The organism is Parahoeflea alexandrii, assembly GCF_027214025.1.
GTDB lineage: Bacteria > Pseudomonadota > Alphaproteobacteria > Rhizobiales > Rhizobiaceae > Hoeflea > Hoeflea alexandrii_A.
Map to the genome: position 1 here is coordinate 264,823 of NZ_JAPWHB010000005.1, position 17,824 is coordinate 282,646.

Annotated in this window: 12 protein-coding genes; all 12 read left to right on the plus strand. The window is 63.0% G+C overall.

The features are described 5' to 3' along the window. Nucleotides 1–73 precede the first annotated feature (73 nt). The 12 genes from O4H62_RS17675 to O4H62_RS17730 all read left to right on the plus strand — a co-directional run bounded on the left by O4H62_RS17675 (nucleotide 74) and on the right by O4H62_RS17730 (nucleotide 17,809). On the plus strand, nucleotides 74–1,453 hold the full coding sequence (locus O4H62_RS17675) for a CmpA/NrtA family ABC transporter substrate-binding protein (protein WP_269389854.1): 1,380 nt from the start codon (nucleotides 74–76) through the stop codon (nucleotides 1,451–1,453). 73 nt (nucleotides 1,454–1,526) lie between these two features. Then, nucleotides 1,527–2,594, plus strand: a complete 1,068-nt coding sequence (locus tag O4H62_RS17680) for an ABC transporter permease (protein ID WP_269389855.1) — start codon at nucleotides 1,527–1,529, stop codon at nucleotides 2,592–2,594. 9 nt (nucleotides 2,595–2,603) lie between these two features. Further along, nucleotides 2,604–4,364: an ABC transporter ATP-binding protein gene (locus O4H62_RS17685; protein WP_269389856.1), complete on the plus strand. Its 1,761-nt coding sequence runs from the start codon at nucleotides 2,604–2,606 to the stop codon at nucleotides 4,362–4,364. A 4-nt stretch (nucleotides 4,365–4,368) separates the two neighbouring features. Next, nucleotides 4,369–6,822 (plus strand): nitrite reductase large subunit NirB, encoded by a 2,454-nt coding sequence (gene nirB / locus O4H62_RS17690; protein WP_269389858.1) that lies wholly within the window; start codon nucleotides 4,369–4,371, stop codon nucleotides 6,820–6,822. After that, nucleotides 6,819–7,151, plus strand: a complete 333-nt coding sequence (nirD, locus tag O4H62_RS17695; protein WP_269389860.1) for a nitrite reductase small subunit NirD — start codon at nucleotides 6,819–6,821, stop codon at nucleotides 7,149–7,151. Before nirB ends, nirD begins: the two co-directional genes overlap by 4 nt. A gap of 8 nt (nucleotides 7,152–7,159) precedes the next feature. Next, a complete protein-coding gene (locus O4H62_RS17700) occupies nucleotides 7,160–9,823 on the plus strand; it encodes a nitrate reductase (protein ID WP_269390293.1) in 2,664 nt (887 codons plus the stop codon). Continuing rightward, nucleotides 9,795–11,357 carry a siroheme synthase CysG gene (gene cysG, locus O4H62_RS17705; protein ID WP_269389862.1) on the plus strand — a complete coding sequence of 521 codons (1,563 nt, stop codon included), beginning with the start codon at nucleotides 9,795–9,797 and terminating at the stop codon, nucleotides 11,355–11,357. The genes O4H62_RS17700 and cysG overlap by 29 nt, the downstream gene beginning before the upstream one ends. Nucleotides 11,358–11,466: 109 nt before the next feature. Next, a complete protein-coding gene (gene ligD / locus O4H62_RS17710; protein WP_269389863.1) occupies nucleotides 11,467–12,414 on the plus strand; it encodes a non-homologous end-joining DNA ligase in 948 nt (315 codons plus the stop codon). Nucleotides 12,415–12,604: 190 nt separating this feature from the next. Further along, nucleotides 12,605–13,801 carry an MHYT domain-containing protein gene (locus O4H62_RS17715; RefSeq protein WP_269389865.1) on the plus strand — a complete coding sequence of 399 codons (1,197 nt, stop codon included), beginning with the start codon at nucleotides 12,605–12,607 and terminating at the stop codon, nucleotides 13,799–13,801. A gap of 199 nt (nucleotides 13,802–14,000) precedes the next feature. Then, nucleotides 14,001–14,867 (plus strand): FAD binding domain-containing protein, encoded by an 867-nt coding sequence (locus O4H62_RS17720; protein ID WP_269389866.1) that lies wholly within the window; start codon nucleotides 14,001–14,003, stop codon nucleotides 14,865–14,867. A 15-nt stretch (nucleotides 14,868–14,882) separates the two neighbouring features. Continuing rightward, nucleotides 14,883–15,383, plus strand: a complete 501-nt coding sequence (locus O4H62_RS17725) for a (2Fe-2S)-binding protein (protein ID WP_269389868.1) — start codon at nucleotides 14,883–14,885, stop codon at nucleotides 15,381–15,383. Beyond that, nucleotides 15,380–17,809 carry an aerobic carbon-monoxide dehydrogenase large subunit gene (locus tag O4H62_RS17730; RefSeq protein WP_269389870.1) on the plus strand — a complete coding sequence of 810 codons (2,430 nt, stop codon included), beginning with the start codon at nucleotides 15,380–15,382 and terminating at the stop codon, nucleotides 17,807–17,809. Before O4H62_RS17725 ends, O4H62_RS17730 begins: the two co-directional genes overlap by 4 nt. Nucleotides 17,810–17,824: the final 15 nt, after the last annotated feature.

Genomic DNA, 17,824 nt, shown 5'->3' on the forward strand with positions numbered 1-17,824 from the left:
CGCATCCTCCCGCGGGTCCTCCGGTTTGGCGGCTTTTTTTATGCGGTCAACGGACCGCCAAAGGAGACAGGGAATGACCATGAAGTTCACACGGCGTACCGCTCTTGCACTCAGCGCCATGATATTGGCTTCCGCCACCATGCTGACGCCCGCCTCTGCCGGCATGCTCGATGTCGAGAAGGACGAGTTGAAGTTCGGCTTCATCAAGCTCACCGACATGGCGCCGCTGGCGATCGCCTACGAGAAGGGTTATTTCGAGGATGAGGGCCTGTTCGTCACGCTCGAGCCGCAGGCCAACTGGAAGGTGTTGCTTGACCGGGTGATCACCGGCGAACTTGACGGCGCCCACATGCTGGCCGGCCAGCCACTGGCCGCCACCATCGGCTTCGGCACCAAGGCGCACATCGTCACCCCATTTTCGATGGACCTCAACGGTAACGGCATCACCGTTTCCAATGAAGTCTGGGACCTGATGAAGCCGTATCTGGAGAACGGCCCGGACGGCAAGCCCGTGCACCCGATCAAGGCGGATGTCCTCAAGAAGGTCGTCGACAAGTTCAAGGCGGAAGGCCGGCCGTTCAACATGGGCATGGTGTTTCCGGTCTCCACCCATAACTACGAACTGCGCTACTGGCTCGCCTCCGGCGGCATCCACCCCGGGTTCTATTCACCCAACGATGTCTCGGGCCAGATCGGCGCGGATGCGCTTCTCTCGGTGACGCCGCCGCCGCAGATGCCGGCGACGCTGGAAGCCGGCACCATTGACGGCTACTGCGTCGGCGAACCCTGGAACCAGGCCGCCGTGTTCAAGGGCATCGGCGTGCCGGTGATCACCGATTACGAGATCTGGAAGAACAATCCGGAAAAGGTCTTCGGCCTGACCAAGGAATTCACCGAGCAATATCCCAACACCACGCTGGCGCTGACCAAGGCGCTGATCCGCGCGGCGAAATGGCTCGACGAGAACGACAATGCCAATCGCATGGAGGCCGTCCAGATCCTGGCCCGGTCCGAATATGTTGGTGCCGATGCCGAAGTCATCGCCAATTCGATGACCGGTACCTTCGAATACGAGAAGGGTGACAAGCGCGACGTGCCCGATTTCAACGTGTTCTACCGGCACTTTGCCACCTATCCCTACTATTCGGACGCCGTCTGGTATCTCTCGCAGATGCGCCGCTGGGGACAGATCTCCGAAGCCAAGACGGACGAGTGGTTCGATGAAACCGCGAAATCGGTCTACCTGCCCGACATCTATCTCAAGGCGGCGCGGCTGCTGGTCGAGGACGGTCATGCCAACGAGGCGGATTTCCCCTGGGACACCGATGGCTACCGCGCGCCGACACCGGCCGCCGATATCATCGACGGCATCGCCTATGACGGCAAGAAGCCCAACGACTACCTCAACAGTCTGAGTATCGGCCTCAAGGGCGATGAAGTCGCCGGCGGTTAGTCCGCCCGCTGTTTGGGGGCGCCCTTAGCGGCGCTCCGTTCCATCTGTTGACCACTTCAAAGGATTACCACCGATGGCAAATGCCACCGAAACCGCACCAATCGATCTGACCGGACGCGAGAAGATCTTTTCCGCCATCACCAGGGCTAGTGGCTGGCTGGATGCGCTGGGCTTTTCCTGGCTTGTGCCCATCCTGCGCATGCTGGCCGGCGACAATCCGCGCGTGCAACTGGGCGAACTCAAGCGGGTCCTGCTCATTCCGTTGCTGGGCATCCTCGCCTTCCTCGTCGCCTGGGGCATGCTGGCTCCGAAGGTCGAGACGTCGCTGGGCGCGGTTCCGGGACCGGTTGAGGTCTGGGAGCAGGCGGGCAATCTGTGGGCCGACCACGTCCGGGAGCGCGAAAAGTCCGCGTCCTTCTACGAACGCCAGGACAAGCGCAACGAGAAGCTGGTGGCCGAGGGCAAGGAGCCGCAGTTCCGCACCTACACCGGCAAGCCGACCTATCTCGACCAGATCGTCACCTCGTTGTTTACCGTCGGCCTCGGATTTGCCATCGGCACGCTGATCGCCGTTCCGCTCGGCATCGCCTCCGGACTGTCGAAGTCCTTCAATGGCGCCATCAATCCGCTGATCCAGATATTCAAACCGGTATCGCCTCTGGCCTGGCTGCCGATCGTCACCATGATCATTTCGGCGACCTACGCCAATCCCTATGACTGGATGCCGAAATCGCTGCTGATCTCCGCCGTCACCGTGACACTGTGTTCGCTCTGGCCGACATTGATCAATACTGCCCTCGGCGTCGCCTCGGTCGACAAGGATCTGATGAATGTCGGCCGCGTGCTGCAGCTGCCGACCTCGAGAACCATCACCCAGGTGGTGCTTCCGTCGTCGCTGCCGCTGATCTTCACCGGCCTCAGGCTGTCGCTGGGCGTGGGCTGGATGGTGCTGATCGCTGCCGAAATGCTGGCGCAGAATCCCGGTCTTGGAAAATTCGTCTGGGACGAATTCCAGAACGGCTCTTCGCAGTCGCTGGCCAGGATCATGGTCGCAGTGCTGACCATCGGCATCATCGGCTTCATGCTCGACCGGCTGATGTTCGCGCTGCAGCGCGCCTTCACCTTCTCGGCCAACCGGTAGGAGGATGTGATGCCAATTCTTGAAATATCCGGTCTCACCAAATCCTACGGCGAAGGCGCTGACCGCACCGAAGTGCTGAGCAACATCAACCTGAAGGTCGACGATGGCGAGTTCATCGCCATCGTCGGGTTCTCGGGATCGGGCAAGACGACGCTGATTTCGCTCCTGGCCGGGCTGATCAAGCCGGAAGAGGGTGGGGTGATCTTCAAGGGCACCGAAATCGACGGTCCGGGGCCGGAGCGGGGAGTGGTGTTCCAGTCCTATTCGCTGATGCCGTGGATGACCGTGGCCGGCAATGTCAGCCTCGCCGTCGACAGCGTCTTCAGGAAAAGGACTCGAGCCGAACGGGCGGCTATCGTCGACAAGTATATCGGGATGGTCGGGCTCGGCCATGCGCGTGACCGCAAGCCGGCCGAACTGTCAGGCGGCATGCGCCAGCGCGTGGCGGTGGCCCGAGCGCTCGCCATGCAGCCGGAAGTCCTGCTGCTCGACGAGCCGCTTTCGGCGCTCGATGCGCTGACCCGTGCCAAGCTGCAGGATGAGTTCGCCGATATCTGCCAGAAAGAGAAGAAGACCATCATCCTCATCACCAATGACGTGGATGAAGCCATTCTGCTGGCCGACCGTATCATCCCGCTCAATCCGGGACCGAAGGCGACGCTTGGTCCGGATTTCCGGGTCGACATCGCCCGGCCGCGCGACCGTGCTGAGATGAATTCGGACGAGGACTTCATCCGGCTGCGCGGCGAGATCACCAGCTATCTGATGGAGGTCGGCGCCGAACGCGGGTCTGAGGCGGAGCGCGATATTGCCTTGCCCAACATCGTGCCGATATCGCTCGGCAGGGAGAGGCTTCCCAAAGCCTATGCCGAAGCGTCAGCGGCGGTCAAGGACAACAGTTTCCTCGAGTTCAGCCAGCTGAAAAAGGTCTATCCGACGCCCAAGGGGCCGCTCACCGTTGTCGACGGCTTCGAGCTGAAGATGAAGAAGGGGGAGTTCACCACCCTGATCGGCCATTCGGGCTGCGGCAAGTCCACCGTGCTGTCGATGGCTGCGGGCCTCAACCCGATCACCGAAGGCGCGATCATCCTCGATGGCCGCCATATCACCCAGGCCGGACCTGACCGGGCGGTGGTGTTCCAGGCGCCTTCGCTGATGCCGTGGCTGACGGCTTATGAAAACGTCGCGCTCGGCGTCGACCGGGTCTATCCGAACGCTTCCAGGGCCGAGCGCAACGACGTGGTCGAGTACTACCTGCAGCGCGTCGGTCTGATCGACGCCATGCACCGTCCGGCGCTGGACCTGTCGAACGGCATGAAGCAGCGCGTCGGCATCGCCCGGGCGTTTGCGCTGTCGCCGAAGCTGCTGCTGCTCGACGAGCCCTTCGGCATGCTCGACAGCCTGACCCGCTGGGAGTTGCAGGATGTCCTGATGGACGTCTGGAAGCGCACCCAGGTCACCGCCGTCTGCGTCACCCACGATGTCGACGAGGCGATCCTGCTGGCTGACCGGGTGGTGATGATGTCGAACGGGCCGAACGCCCGGATCGGCAACATCATGGACGTTGATCTGCAGCGTCCCCGCTCGCGCAAGGCGCTGCTCAATCACCAGGATTATTACGCCTACCGCGAAGAGCTGCTCGAGTTCCTCGAAGCCTATGAGGGCGGTGCAAACCCCTCCGAGGAGCAGTTGAAATCCATTTCCCAGAAACGGTCCGTTCGGGTCGCCCGCCAGAAAAGCGTGGCCGCCAGTCTGACCGCAGCGGAGTAGACCCATGACCGGAAAACAAAAACTCGTTGTCATCGGCAATGGCATGGCGCCCGGACGGATGCTCGAGCATCTGTTCGACAATGCCCCCGACGCCTTCGACGTGACCATCTTCAACGCCGAACCGCGCGTCAATTATGACCGCATCATGCTGTCGCCGGTGTTGTCGGGCGAAAAGAGCTTCGAGGACATCATCATCCACGGTGACGGCTGGTACGTCGACCATGGCGTCATGCTCTACAAGGGCCACAAGGTGGTCGAGATCGATCGCACCGCCAAGACGGTGAGATCAGAACACGGTGAAGTCGTCGGCTACGACAAGCTGGTGATCGCCACCGGCTCGGCCCCCTTCATCATTCCGGTTCCCGGCCATGATCTGCCTGGCGTTCTCACCTACCGCGATCTCGATGACGTCGACGCGATGCTGCTCGCCGCCCAGTCGCGCGGCAAGGCAGTCGTGATCGGCGGCGGGCTGCTGGGTCTTGAAGCCGCAGCAGGCCTCAAGGAGCGCGGCATGGATGTCACGGTGATCCATCTGATGCCGAGCCTGATGGAACGCCAGCTCGATCCCGCCGCCGGCTACCTGCTGGAGCAGGAACTTGAGGGACGCGGCATCAAGGTCATCACCAAGGCCAGCACAAAGAAGATCCTGGGCGACAGCCGTGTCGAAGGCATCGAGCTCGAGGGCGGCACCGTTATCCCCGCCACCCTGGTGGTGATGGCGGTCGGCATCCGGCCGAACGCCGCACTGGCGAAAGCGGCGGGGCTCTCCGTCAACCGTGGCATCGTCGTCTCCGACCACATGCAGACCAGCGATCCGGACATCTATTCGGTCGGCGAGTGCGTCGAGATCAATGGCAATGTCTACGGCCTGGTGGCGCCGCTCTACCAGATGGCCGAGGTTGCCGCTTCGCATCTCGGCCGCACCGGCCAGAAGCGCTTCGTCGAGACCTCGACTGCAACCAAGCTCAAGGTCACCGGCATCAATCTCTACTCGGTGGGGGACTTTGCCGAAGCCGACGACCGCGAGGAGATCGTGCTGCGCGATGCCACGGCCGGCGTCTACAAGCGGCTTGTTCTCAAGGACAACAGGATCCTCGGGGTAGTTCTGTATGGCGAAACCGCCGACGGCGCCTGGTTCTTCGATCTCCTCAAGAAGCAGACCGACATATCCGAGATGCGGGAGACGCTGATCTTCGGCCAGGCCTATCAGGGGGGATCCCCGATGGACCCTATGGCAGCCGTTGCAGCCTTGCCGGATGATGCGGAAATCTGCGGCTGCAACGGCGTTTGCAAGGGAAAGATCACGGGAGCCATAACCTCCAAGGGGTTGACCGGCCTTGACGACGTGCGCGCCCATACCAAGGCGTCGGCGTCCTGCGGGACATGCACCGGTCTGGTCGAGCAACTTCTCAGCCTGACACTTGGCGATGCCTACAATCCGGCGGCGGTGACGCCGATGTGCGGCTGCACCGAACTCGGCCATGACGACGTGCGCCGCCTGATCAAGGCAAAGCAGCTGAAAACCATCCCGGCGGTGATGCAGGAGCTGGAATGGAAGACCTCCTGCGGCTGTGCCAAATGCCGTCCGGCACTCAATTACTATCTGGTCTGCGACTGGCCGGCCGAATATGCCGACGACTACCAGTCGCGCTTCATCAACGAGCGCGTGCACGCCAACATCCAGAAGGACGGCACTTACTCAGTGGTGCCGCGGATGTGGGGCGGCATGACTTCGGCGGCGGAGCTTCGCGCGATTGCCGATGTCGTCGACAAGTTCAACATCCCGGCGGTCAAATGCACCGGCGGCCAGCGCATCGACATGCTCGGCGTCCGGAAGGAGGACCTGCCGGCGGTCTGGGCCGACCTCGGCAAGGCCGGCTTCGTCTCGGGCCAGGCCTACGCCAAGGGGCTTCGCACCGTTAAAACCTGCGTCGGCAGCGACTGGTGCCGGTTCGGCACCCAGGATTCCACCGGCCTCGGCATCAGGCTCGAAAAATTCATGTGGGGCTCATGGACGCCCGCCAAGCTGAAACTGGCTGTCTCCGGCTGCCCGCGCAATTGCGCCGAAGCCACCTGCAAGGACATCGGCGTCATCTGTGTCGACAGCGGCTACGAGATCCATTTCGCCGGAGCCGCCGGCCTCGACATCAAGGGCACCGAGATCCTCGGGCATGTGAAGACCGAGGAAGAGGTGATGGAGCATGTCGTGGCGCTGGCGCAGATGTACCGCGAGCAGGGCCGCTATCTCGAACGCATCTACAAATGGGCCAAGCGCATCGGCCTCGACGAGATCCGCCGTCAGATCATGGATGAGCCCGACAAGCGCAAGGCCTATTACGAGCGCTTCGTCTTCAGCCAGAAATTTGCCCAGGTCGATCCCTGGTCTGAGCGCGTCTCCGGCAAGGACAAGCACGAGTTCAACCCGATGGCGACACTGAGCCTGGAGGCGGCGGAATGAACGCGATGACACAGACATGGGTCAGGGTGGGAAGCCTCAACGATATTCCCCGGCGCGGGGCGCGCTGCATCAAGAACGGCGAGACGAGCATCGCCATTTTCCGCACGGCCGATGACCGGGTGTTCGCGCTGGAAGACAAGTGCCCGCACAAGAACGGGCCCTTGAGCCAGGGCATCGTGCATGACGGCTGCGTCACCTGCCCCCTGCACAACTGGGTGATCAGTCTCGAAACCGGGCTTGCCCAGGGTGCTGACGAGGGGCAGACCCTGTCGTTCCCGGTTCGGCTCGAGGGCGATGAAATCGTCCTCGGCCTCGGCGTTTCGAAATGACTGGAAAAATGGGCACAACGGTCAGGACGACGTGTCCCTATTGCGGGGTGGGGTGTGGCGTTCTGGCGACCCTGGAGGAGGGCGGCGCCGTCACGATCAAGGGCGATCCCACCCACCCCGCAAACCTTGGCCGCCTGTGTTCAAAAGGCTCGGCGCTCGGAGAAACAGTCGATCTGGATGGCAGGCTGCTTTATCCGGAGATCGCCGGCGAGCGTGCCTCGTGGAACACGGCCCTTGATCTTGTGGCCTCGCGATTTTCTCAGGCAATCGCCGAACACGGACCGGACAGTGTCGCTTTCTATGTTTCCGGCCAGATCCTGACCGAGGATTACTACGTCGCCAACAAGCTGATGAAGGGCTTCATCGGCTCGGCAAACATCGACACCAATTCGCGGCTGTGCATGGCGTCCTCGGTCGCCGGTCACCGCCGCGCCTTTGGCTCGGACACTGTGCCGGGAACCTACGAGGATCTGGAACTCGCCGACCTCGTCGTGCTGACGGGATCGAACCTGGCCTGGTGCCATCCGGTGCTCTATCAGCGCATCGCCGCCGCCAAGGCCGCACGCCCGGAAATGAAGATCGTCCTCATCGATCCGCGCCGCACCATGACGGCCGATATCGCCGACCTGCATCTGCCGATCGCACCCGATGGCGACGTAGCCCTGTTTCTGGGGCTTCTCGCCCATCTCGAAGAAAACGGCCATTTCGACACCGGCTACGTCGCGGCCCACACCACCGGCGTCGAAGCGACGCTCGCGGCTGCCCGTGCGGTGGGACTTTCAGACCTGATGGCGCAGACCGGGCTGGCAGCGGCCGAACTGGAAGCCTTCTACGCCCTCTGGGCCGGATCCCAGAAGGTCGTCACAGTCTACAGCCAGGGCGTCAACCAGTCCGCCTCCGGTACCGACAAGGTCAACGCCATCATCAATTGCCATCTGGCGACCGGCCGCATCGGCAGGCCGGGGATGGGACCGTTCTCGGTGACCGGTCAACCCAATGCAATGGGCGGCCGCGAGGTCGGCGGCCTCGCCAACATGCTGGCAGCCCATATGGAGATCGAGAACCCGGTCCATCGCGACCGCGTGCAGCGTTTCTGGAAGTCTCCGGTGATCGCCGACAGGCCGGGGCTGAAGGCGGTTGACCTGTTCAAGGCGGTGGGAGACGGGCGGATCAAGGCGCTCTGGATCATGGCCACCAACCCGGTCGATTCGATGCCCGATGCCGGCGCGGTCGAGTCAGCTCTCAAGACCTGCCCCTTCGTGGTCGTCTCCGACATCATGGCTGACACCGATACCATCCGGCATGCCCATGTCAAACTGCCGTCGCTCGGCTGGGGCGAGAAGGATGGCACGGTGACCAATTCCGAACGCCGCATCTCGCGCCAGCGCACCTTCCTGGCCGCGCCGGGCGAGGCCAGGGCCGACTGGTGGCAGATGGCCGAGGTCGGCAGGCGCATGGGTTATCCCGAAGCCTTCGGTTTTGCCAATCCCGCATCGATCATGCGCGAGTATGCGGCGCAAACCGCTTTCGAGAACAACGGCGGCCGCGATCTCGATATCGGCGCCTGCGCCGATATCGATGACCGGGCATATGATGAACTGACGCCGTTCCAGTGGCCGAAACCTGCACGGGATATCTCGATCTCGCCCGATACGAGGTTCTTCGCCAATGGCGGTTTTTTCACTCCGGACCGCCTGGCACGCTTTATCGCGGTTGCACCGCCCGAAGCTGCTTCCGCCAAGACCGATCATCGCTTCACGCTGAACACCGGACGCGTTCGCGATCACTGGCACACGATGACGCGCACCGGCAAAAGCCCGCGGCTGGCGGCGCATATCGCAGAGCCCTTCGCCGAGATCCATCCGCGCGATGCGAAATCATTGAACATCGGGACTGCGGACCTGGTGCGGGTGGCGAGCGTGCGTGGTGAGATCATTGTCCGGGCGCTGATCACCGACAGGCAGCGGCCGGGCAACATCTTCGTGCCGATGCATTGGACCGACCAATGGGCATCCGGCGCGAGGGTCGACCGGCTGGTGGCGCCGGTGGTCGATCCGGTCTCGGGACAGCCGGCGCTGAAGAACACCGCCGTAGGCCTCAGCCGGTTCGAGGCCAGTCACTATGGATTTGCGGTCACTCGCCACAAGCCGGCCATGCACCGGGCCGATTACTGGGCGATGGCCAGGACCGGGGCCGGCTGGCGTGCCGAATTCGCGTTGGCGTGCGCGCAGGCCGATATCCGGGAACTTGTCTGCGCCGTGCTGGATCTCGATCCGGCCACGCCGCTTCTGTCCTTTACCGATCCGCGCAGCGGCCTGGCTCGGCATGCCGCCTTTGACGGCGCCGGTCTGGTCGGCGCGGTCTTCGTTTCGGACCGTCCGGTGGCGGTCTCGCGCAGCTGGGCCGCCGATCAGCTGGCGGAAGACTTCGCAAACGTATCGTCGCGCTGGCGGGTGATCGCGGGTAGGCCGGCCAATGACATGCCGGACAAGGGCGCGATCGTCTGCGCCTGCATGAATGTCGGCATCAACGACATTGTCGGCGCCATCAGCAGAGGATGCGCCAGCGTCGACGCGATCACCAATGCCACCACCGCCGGCACCAATTGCGGCTCCTGCAAATCGGAAATCAAGGGTCTCCTCGATGAACATCAGATCATTGCAGCCGAATGAAGCGCCGCGCGGACGCGGCGAGCGCGAGCGCATGGGACCGCTCGCGACCCTGCCGGTTTTCTACAGGCTCAAGGGCAAGAAGGTGCTGGTGGCGGGCGGTTCCGATGCGGCGGCGTGGAAGGCCGAGTTACTCGCCGCCGCCGGTGCAGAGGTGCACGTCTTTGCCGAGGAACTCGAAGCGGTCTTTGCCGGGCTGATCGCGGGCAGCACCTGCGCCTATGTCTGGCACCCGCGGCTCTGGACCTCCGACAGTTTCGAGGGCATGCAGATCGCCATCTGCGATGCCGCGACCGATGGCGAGGCACAGGCCTTCCACTGCTCAGCGCATGGAGCCGGGGTCCCCGTCAATGTCATCGACAAGCCGGCCTTCTGCGAGTTCCAGTTCGGCTCGATCGTCAACCGTTCGCCGGCGGTGATCGCGATTTCGACCGATGGCGCCGCTCCGATCCTCGGACAGGCCATCCGCCGCCGCATCGAAACCCTGATCCCGCCCTCGGTCGCGGCCTGGGCGAAGCTCGCGCAGACGATCCGCGCCGCGGTCAATGACCGCCTCAATCCGGGCGGCGAGCGCCGCGCCTTCTGGGAAGGCTTTGTCGACCGCGCCTTTGCTGCCGCCCCCACCGCAGCCACCGCGCGCGAATTGCTGGCCGGCACCGCGGCGCTTAAGCGGGCAGGCGCGCGCGGTACAGGCCGGGTCACCCTGGTCGGAGCCGGTCCGGGAGACGCCGAACTGCTGACGCTCAAGGCCGTCCGCGCGTTGCAGGCCGCCGACGTCATCCTGTTTGACGATCTCGTTTCCGGCGACGCGCTCGAACTGGCGCGCCGCGAAGCCAAACGCATGTTGGTAGGCAAGCGTGGCGGCCGGGAAAGCTGCAGGCAGGACGACATCAACGCGACCTTGGTCAAGCTCGCCAAAGCCGGCAAGCATGTGGTGCGGCTGAAGGGCGGGGATCCGATGATTTTCGGCCGGGCAGGGGAGGAAATCGCCCGGCTCGAGGCGGAAGGCATCCCGGTCGCGGTGGTCCCGGGCATCACTTCGGCGCTCGCCATGGCGTCGCAGCTCGGGGTATCGCTGACGCATCGCGACCATGCGCAATCGGTCCGTTTCGTTACCGGCCACAGCCGCAACGGGGAATTGCCATCGGATCTGGATTGGACCGGGATCGCCGATGCCGGAACCACCACCGTCTTCTACATGGGCGGACGCACGGCGGGCGATATCTCGGGCCGCCTGATCGCCGGCGGGATGCGTCCTTCCACGGCCGTGGTTGTCGCCAGGTCCGTCGCCCGCGACGGCTTCCGGCACTGGGCCGGCGAACTCAAGGACCTCGACGCGGGAATGTCCATCATCGGATACGACGAACCGGTCCTGATCGGAATCGGTGCCGTTTTCTCACGCGTCGCAAAGCCTGTCTCCCGCACACAGCCGGACATTCCGGTCTCGGTCAGAGTAGCTGAACTTGCATCGCCTCTGTTGCAACCGCGCGAAGATGCTAGATTGGCTGACCGCGGACGCGTCGCCGGACGGCCTTAGCGATCATCTTTCCTTAGTCCGGCGCGCCGGCGCGAACGCGAGGCAGTCCGTGGAGGGGCGTCTTCGTGATGGCGTCTCTCCGGGTGCGCGCGAGGAGAAGGATGCGACTATGGCAAAGCTCGAAAAACCTGCGCAGGCCTCCGATGATCAAGGCGCGGTTCTGGGTGTGCGGATCACCCATCCGGATCGTGTGGTGTTTCCCGAGGCGGGCTGCACCAAGGGCGATGTTGCGGCGTATTACGCGAAGGCGGCGGACAGGATGCTGGAACTTGCCGGACACCGGCCGGTGTCGCTGCTCAGATGCCCCGAGGGCATCGACGGCGAGTGTTTCTTTCAGAAACACGCCGGCAAGGGATTTCCCTCCGGCATCGCCCGGGTCGACCTCACGGAGAAGTCCGGCAAGACCGAGCCATACATGGTGATCGAGAAGAGGCAAGGTGTTGTCGCGGCTGCGCAGATGGGAACCATCGAATTCCACATCTGGGGCTCGCGGACCGACATGCTGGAGACCCCCGACCGACTCGTCTTCGATATCGACCCGGATGAGGGGCTGCCCTTCTCCGACGTCAAGGCCGCGGCCAGCGATGTCCGCAAGCTGCTGGAAGATGTCGGACTTCAAGGTATGCCGATGGTTACCGGCGGCAAGGGTGTGCATGTCGTTGTGCCGTTGCACCGGGCGGCGGGTTGGGAAACGGTCGCGGCCTTCTCGCGCACGGCTGCCGGCGGCCTGGCGCTGCGCCATCCGGATCGCTATGTCGCAACCATGTCGAAGGCCAGGCGCAAGGGCAGGATTTTCATCGACTGGCTGCGCAACGAAAGGGGGGCGACGGCGGTTGCACCCTATTCACTCCGGGCCCGCAAGGGCGCTCCGGTGGCAATTCCGGTAACCTGGCGGGAATTGTCGCGTCTGGATTCGGCTCATTGCTTCGGCATCGCAGAGGCACTCAGGCGCCTGGACACGCCCTGTCCGTTGCAGGCGATGAACGCCAATCAATCGATATCGCAGGATATGGTCGAGGGCCTGAAAAAACGGATCGCCGACTCCTCTGATCCCTGACGCCGGAGTCCATCCGTCGGACAGGACGTTTCGTGGCCAGGTGACCGCATGGATTCAGCGGGCAAGCGTGTCTGTCCGGGTCTCGCGTGCACCGCTTCCGCATCAGATGGAAATCGGGAGATGAATTATGCTAGCCTGCAACCATGATCAGCAAAGCAACTCTGTACCAGGCTGACGGGGCCACCCCGTAATGGCATCGCACCACCACAATCTCTATCTGGTCGTTCTGTCGATCGTCGTCGCCATACAGGCGAGCTATGTCGGCCTCAATCTGGCGCTGCGCATCTCGGGGGCTTTCGCACTCAATCGCCGCCTGCTCATCGCCGCATCGGCGATTACCCTGTCGGTCGGCATCTGGAGCATGCATTTCATCGGCATGCTGTCGATGGGCATGGCCTCGCAGGTTGACTATCTGGTCCTGCCGACATTGCTGTCACTGCTGCTGTGCGTGCTGGTGACCGGCATCGCGGTGTTCCTCGCAAGCCTGCGCTCGCGGCACTTGCTCGCCATCGCTGCAGGTGTGATGGGGATGGGCATCACCACGATGCACTATGTCGGCATGATCGCACTGCGCTCAAGCGCCAGCTTGAGCTATGATCCGGTTTACGTCGTCTTGAGCTTCGTGATTGCCGTCACAGCCTCGGGACTGGCGCTGTGGCTGGCGTTCTCGGCCGACCGGCGGCCACCGCTTTTCCTCTGCGCCACGTTCCTGGGATGCGCGGTCTCCGGAATGCACTACACCGCCATGGTGGGCACCACTTTCGATTTCTCCCTTGCAGCCGAGAGCACCTCGACCTCGTTCATCTCGAGCGATACACTGGCCGTCATTGTCAGCGTCGTTGCCTTCGCGATCTCCGGGATTTTCATGCTGACGCTTGTGCCGAAGCGACCGGACGCAGGCAGCGACGACGCGAGACTGAAGGCCGGGGAAGACAACGCCGACGATTTCAATGACACCGAACCCAATGGCACGGACCCTGCGAGACTGGTAGGCGCGCCAGCCGCTGCGCCGACCGACGGCGTTTCGGCCACCCTGCTGCCGATCGAAAAGAACGGAAATCGGTTTCACATCGCCGCCAGCGACGTCATATCAGTGCACGCCAACGCCCATTACACCTATGTCTTCAACGGGCGCGACGATCTGTTCTGCACGCTCTCGATCAGCGAGATCTTCGAACGCCTGCCAAAGCCTGAATTCTACAGGACCCATCGCAGCTACATCGTCAGCCTTGCGCATGTCGGGCAGGTGAAAAAATCTGGCGATGCAGCCGTCGCCGAACTGGTTTCGCCGGTCCGCCGAACCGTTCCGATCAGCCGTGCCCGCGTCGCCGAACTTCGGCAGGAACTGGCCGCCCACCAGGCCCGTCAGCACTCGGGCATTGCCTGAATTTAAGTCAATATTGTTGACGCAGTTCGTGCAGGCTGGCTGTATTTCGTGAAAATACGTGGTGTTCGTGCGCCACCGGTTGTCCGCAACCATTGGAATAGCCTCTCATCAAGACACTGTTGAAAACCGATCAGGAAGCCGGCTCGCCGGATTAATGACGATGCGGTTTTTGAACTGCCAGGCTTTGGGAGGAGCTAACATGATACCCGGCACTTTCGACTATCATCGACCTGCGTCCGTAGAGGATGCAGTTGCCTTGCTTGCCAGGCTCGGCGAGGAGGCCAACATCCTTGCAGGCGGTCACAGCCTGATACCGCTGATGAAAACCCGGCTGGCTTCGCCGGAACATCTTGTCGACCTGTCCGGTATCGGCAATCTCAAGGGTATTTCGGTCACCGGCAATGACGTCGTCATCGGCGCCATGACGACGCAGTTCGAGCTGATCTCCTCGGAGGAACTCGGCCGGCATCTCCCGATCATTGCCGAGACTTCCAGGCTGATCGCCGATCCGCAGATCCGCTACAAGGGCACATTCGGCGGCAATGTCGCCAACGGTGATCCGGGCAACGACATGCCGGCGCTGATGATGTGCCTGGGGGCGACCTATGCGGTCACCGGCCCGGACGGCAGCCGTGATATTGCGGCTCGCGACTTCTACCAGGGCGCCTATTTCACCGCGCTCGTGCATGGCGAGATCCTGACCGCGGTCCGCATCCCGATCCCTTCGCCGGATCATGGCTATGCCTATGAGAAGCTCAAGCGCAAGGTCGGCGACTATGCCACTGCGGCGGCCGCCGTTGTTATCACCATGGCGGGCGGCAAATGCACCAGCGCATCCATCGGCCTGACCAACGTGTCGGAAACCCCGCTGTGGGCATCCGATGCGGCAGCTCTGCTTGTGGGAACGAGCCTCGACAAGGTGTCGGTGGATGCAGCGGTTGCAGCCGCTGAAGCGATCACGCAACCGGCGTCGGACATGCGCGGGCCTGCCGAGTACCGCACGAAAATGGCCGGCGTCATGGTGCGTCGCGCACTTGAGCGGGCGCAGTCCCGCGCCAAGGGTTGAGGGGGGAGAATTCCAATGGCAAAATCACACATCGAACTGACCATCAACGGCAGGAAGGTTGAGGCTCTGGTCGAGCCGCGCACCCTGCTGATCCACTTCCTGCGTGAACAACAGAACCTCACCGGCGCGCATATTGGTTGCGACACCGGCCATTGCGGCGCGTGCACCGTCGAGATGGACGATATGTCGGTCAAGAGCTGCATGACCTTCGCGGTCCAGGCCAACGGCGCCAACATCACCACCATTGAAGGCATGGCCAACCCCGACGGGACGCTGAGCGCGCTGCAGGAAGGCTTCCGCATGATGCACGGCTTGCAGTGCGGTTTCTGCACACCCGGCATGATCCTGCGGGCGCACCGCCTGCTTCAGGAAAATCCGGCGCCGACCGAAGACGAGATTCGCAACGGCATTGCCGGCAATCTTTGCCGCTGCACCGGCTACGTCAACATCGTCAAGGCGATCCAGTATGCCGCAGCCAAGATCAACGGAACCCCGTTTCAGGAGGCAGCAGAATGAACGACCAGACCAAGATTGATCAGGACCGCGCCGAACGTACGGAAAAGCTCCAGGGCATGGGCTGCAAGCGCAAGCGCGTCGAGGACATCCGCTTCACGCAAGGCAAGGGCAGCTATGTCGACGATTTGAAATTGCCCGGCATGCTGTTCGGCGACTTTGTCCGCTCACCCCACGCCCATGCGCGGATCAAGAGCATCGACACCAGCCGTGCGAAAGCCCTGCCGGGCGTCGTTGCGGTGCTGACCGCCGCCGACCTCAAGCCGCTCGGCCTGCATTACATGCCGACGCTGGCCGGCGACGTGCAGGCGGTCCTGGCCGAGGAAAAGGTGCTGTTCCAGAACCAGGAAGTGGCCTTCGTCATCGCCGAAGACCGCTACATCGCCTCGGACGCCACCGAACTGGTCGACGTCGAGTACGAAGCACTGCCCTGCATCGTCGATCCCTTCAAGTCGATGGATCCCGACGCGCCGATCCTGCGCGAGGACATTCAGGACAAGATGGTCGGCGCGCACGGCCCGCGCAAACATCCCAATCACATCTTCGAGTGGACCATCGGCGACAAGGAGGCCACCGACGCGGTCTTTGCCAATGCCGATGTGACCATCAAGGAAATGCTGGTCGATCACCGCACCCATCCGTCACCGCTCGAAACCTGCCAGTCGGTGGCGTCCTTCGACAAGGTCAAGGGTGAGCTGACGCTGTGGGGAACCTTCCAGGCGCCGCACGTCATCCGCACCGTCGTCTCGCTGATCTCGGGCCTGCCCGAGCACAAGATCCATGTCATCGCGCCCGATATCGGCGGCGGCTTCGGCAACAAGGTCGGCGCTTATGCCGGCTATGTCTGCTCGGTTGTCGGCTCCATCGTGCTGGGCGTGCCGGTCAAGTGGGTCGAGGACCGGATGGAGAACCTCTCCACCACGTCGTTTGCCCGCGACTATCACATGACGACGGAACTCGCCGCCACCAAGGACGGCAAGATCCAGGCGATGCGCGTGCATGTGCTCGCCGACCACGGCGCCTTCGACGCCTGCGCCGATCCGTCGAAATGGCCGGCCGGCTTCATGAACATATGCACCGGGTCTTACGACATCCCGACCGCGCACCTGGCCGTCGACGGCGTCTACACCAACAAGGCATCGGGCGGTGTGGCCTATCGATGCTCGTTCCGCGTCACCGAAGCGGTGTTCGCCATCGAGCGCGCGGTCGAACTTCTTGCCCAGAAGCTCGGCATGGACGCGGCGGAGCTGCGCATCAAGAACTTCATCAAGGCCGAGCAGTTCCCCTACCAGTCGGCGCTCGGCTGGGAATATGACAGCGGCGACTATCACACCGCCATGAAGAAGGCGATGGACACCATCGGCTACAAGGAGCTGCGCGAGGAGCAGGCGAAGAAACGCGAGGCGTTCAAGCGCGGCGAAACCCGCGAACTGATGGGCATCGGCATCTCCTTCTTCACCGAGATCGTCGGCGCCGGACCCTCCAAGAATTGCGACATCCTCGGCATCGCGATGTTCGATTCCGCCGAGATCCGCATCCATCCCACCGGTTCCGTGATCGCCCGCATGGGGACCAAGAGCCAGGGCCAGGGACACGAGACCACCTATGCCCAGATCATCGCTACGGAAATCGGCATTCCAGCCGACGACATCATGATCGAGGAAGGCAACACCGACACCGCGCCCTATGGTCTGGGCACCTACGGCTCGCGCTCGACCCCTGTGGCGGGTGCAGCGACGGCCGTCGCCGCGCGCAAGATCAAGGCGAAGGCGCAGATGATCGCCGCCCACATGCTCGAAGTGCACGAGGGCGATCTCGAATGGGATGTCGACCGGTTCCGGGTCAAGGGCTTGCCGGAAAAGTTCAAGACGATGAAGGAAATTGCTTGGGCTGCCTACAACAGCCCGCCGCCGAACATGGAGCCGGGCCTGGAGGCGGTGAATTATTACGAACCGCCGAACATGACCTATCCGTTCGGCGCCTATTTCTGCGTCATGGACATCGACGTCGACACCGGTGTCGCCAAGACCCGGCGCTTCTATGCGCTCGATGATTGCGGCACCCGCATCAACCCGATGATTATCGAGGGTCAGGTGCATGGCGGGCTCACCGAAGCCTTTGCCTGCGCCATGGGCCAGGAAATCCGCTACGACGAGCATGGCAATGTCATGGGCGCGTCCTTCATGGACTTCTTCCTGCCGACCGCTGTGGAGACCCCGCACTGGGAAACCGACCACACGGTGACCCCGTCGCCGCACCATCCGATCGGCGCCAAGGGCGTGGGCGAGAGCCCGCATGTCGGCGGCGTGCCCTGCTTCTCCAACGCAGTGAACGACGCCTATGCGTTCCTCGGCGCCGGTCACATCCAGATGCCCCACGATGCATGGCGGTTGTGGACCGTCGGCCAGAAGCTGGGCCTGCACACCTGACGATCGGCGCGGGGA

Coding starts and splice junctions, on each gene's coding strand:
- O4H62_RS17675 (WP_269389854.1), top strand. CDS start 74: ATGACCATGAAGTTCACACGGCGTACCGCTCTTGCACTCAGCGCCATG.
- O4H62_RS17680 (WP_269389855.1), top strand. CDS start 1,527: ATGGCAAATGCCACCGAAACCGCACCAATCGATCTGACCGGACGCGAG.
- O4H62_RS17685 (WP_269389856.1), top strand. CDS start 2,604: ATGCCAATTCTTGAAATATCCGGTCTCACCAAATCCTACGGCGAAGGC.
- nirB (WP_269389858.1), top strand. CDS start 4,369: ATGACCGGAAAACAAAAACTCGTTGTCATCGGCAATGGCATGGCGCCC.
- nirD (WP_269389860.1), top strand. CDS start 6,819: ATGAACGCGATGACACAGACATGGGTCAGGGTGGGAAGCCTCAACGAT.
- O4H62_RS17700 (WP_269390293.1), top strand. CDS start 7,160: ATGGGCACAACGGTCAGGACGACGTGTCCCTATTGCGGGGTGGGGTGT.
- cysG (WP_269389862.1), top strand. CDS start 9,795: ATGAACATCAGATCATTGCAGCCGAATGAAGCGCCGCGCGGACGCGGC.
- ligD (WP_269389863.1), top strand. CDS start 11,467: ATGGCAAAGCTCGAAAAACCTGCGCAGGCCTCCGATGATCAAGGCGCG.
- O4H62_RS17715 (WP_269389865.1), top strand. CDS start 12,605: ATGGCATCGCACCACCACAATCTCTATCTGGTCGTTCTGTCGATCGTC.
- O4H62_RS17720 (WP_269389866.1), top strand. CDS start 14,001: ATGATACCCGGCACTTTCGACTATCATCGACCTGCGTCCGTAGAGGAT.
- O4H62_RS17725 (WP_269389868.1), top strand. CDS start 14,883: ATGGCAAAATCACACATCGAACTGACCATCAACGGCAGGAAGGTTGAG.
- O4H62_RS17730 (WP_269389870.1), top strand. CDS start 15,380: ATGAACGACCAGACCAAGATTGATCAGGACCGCGCCGAACGTACGGAA.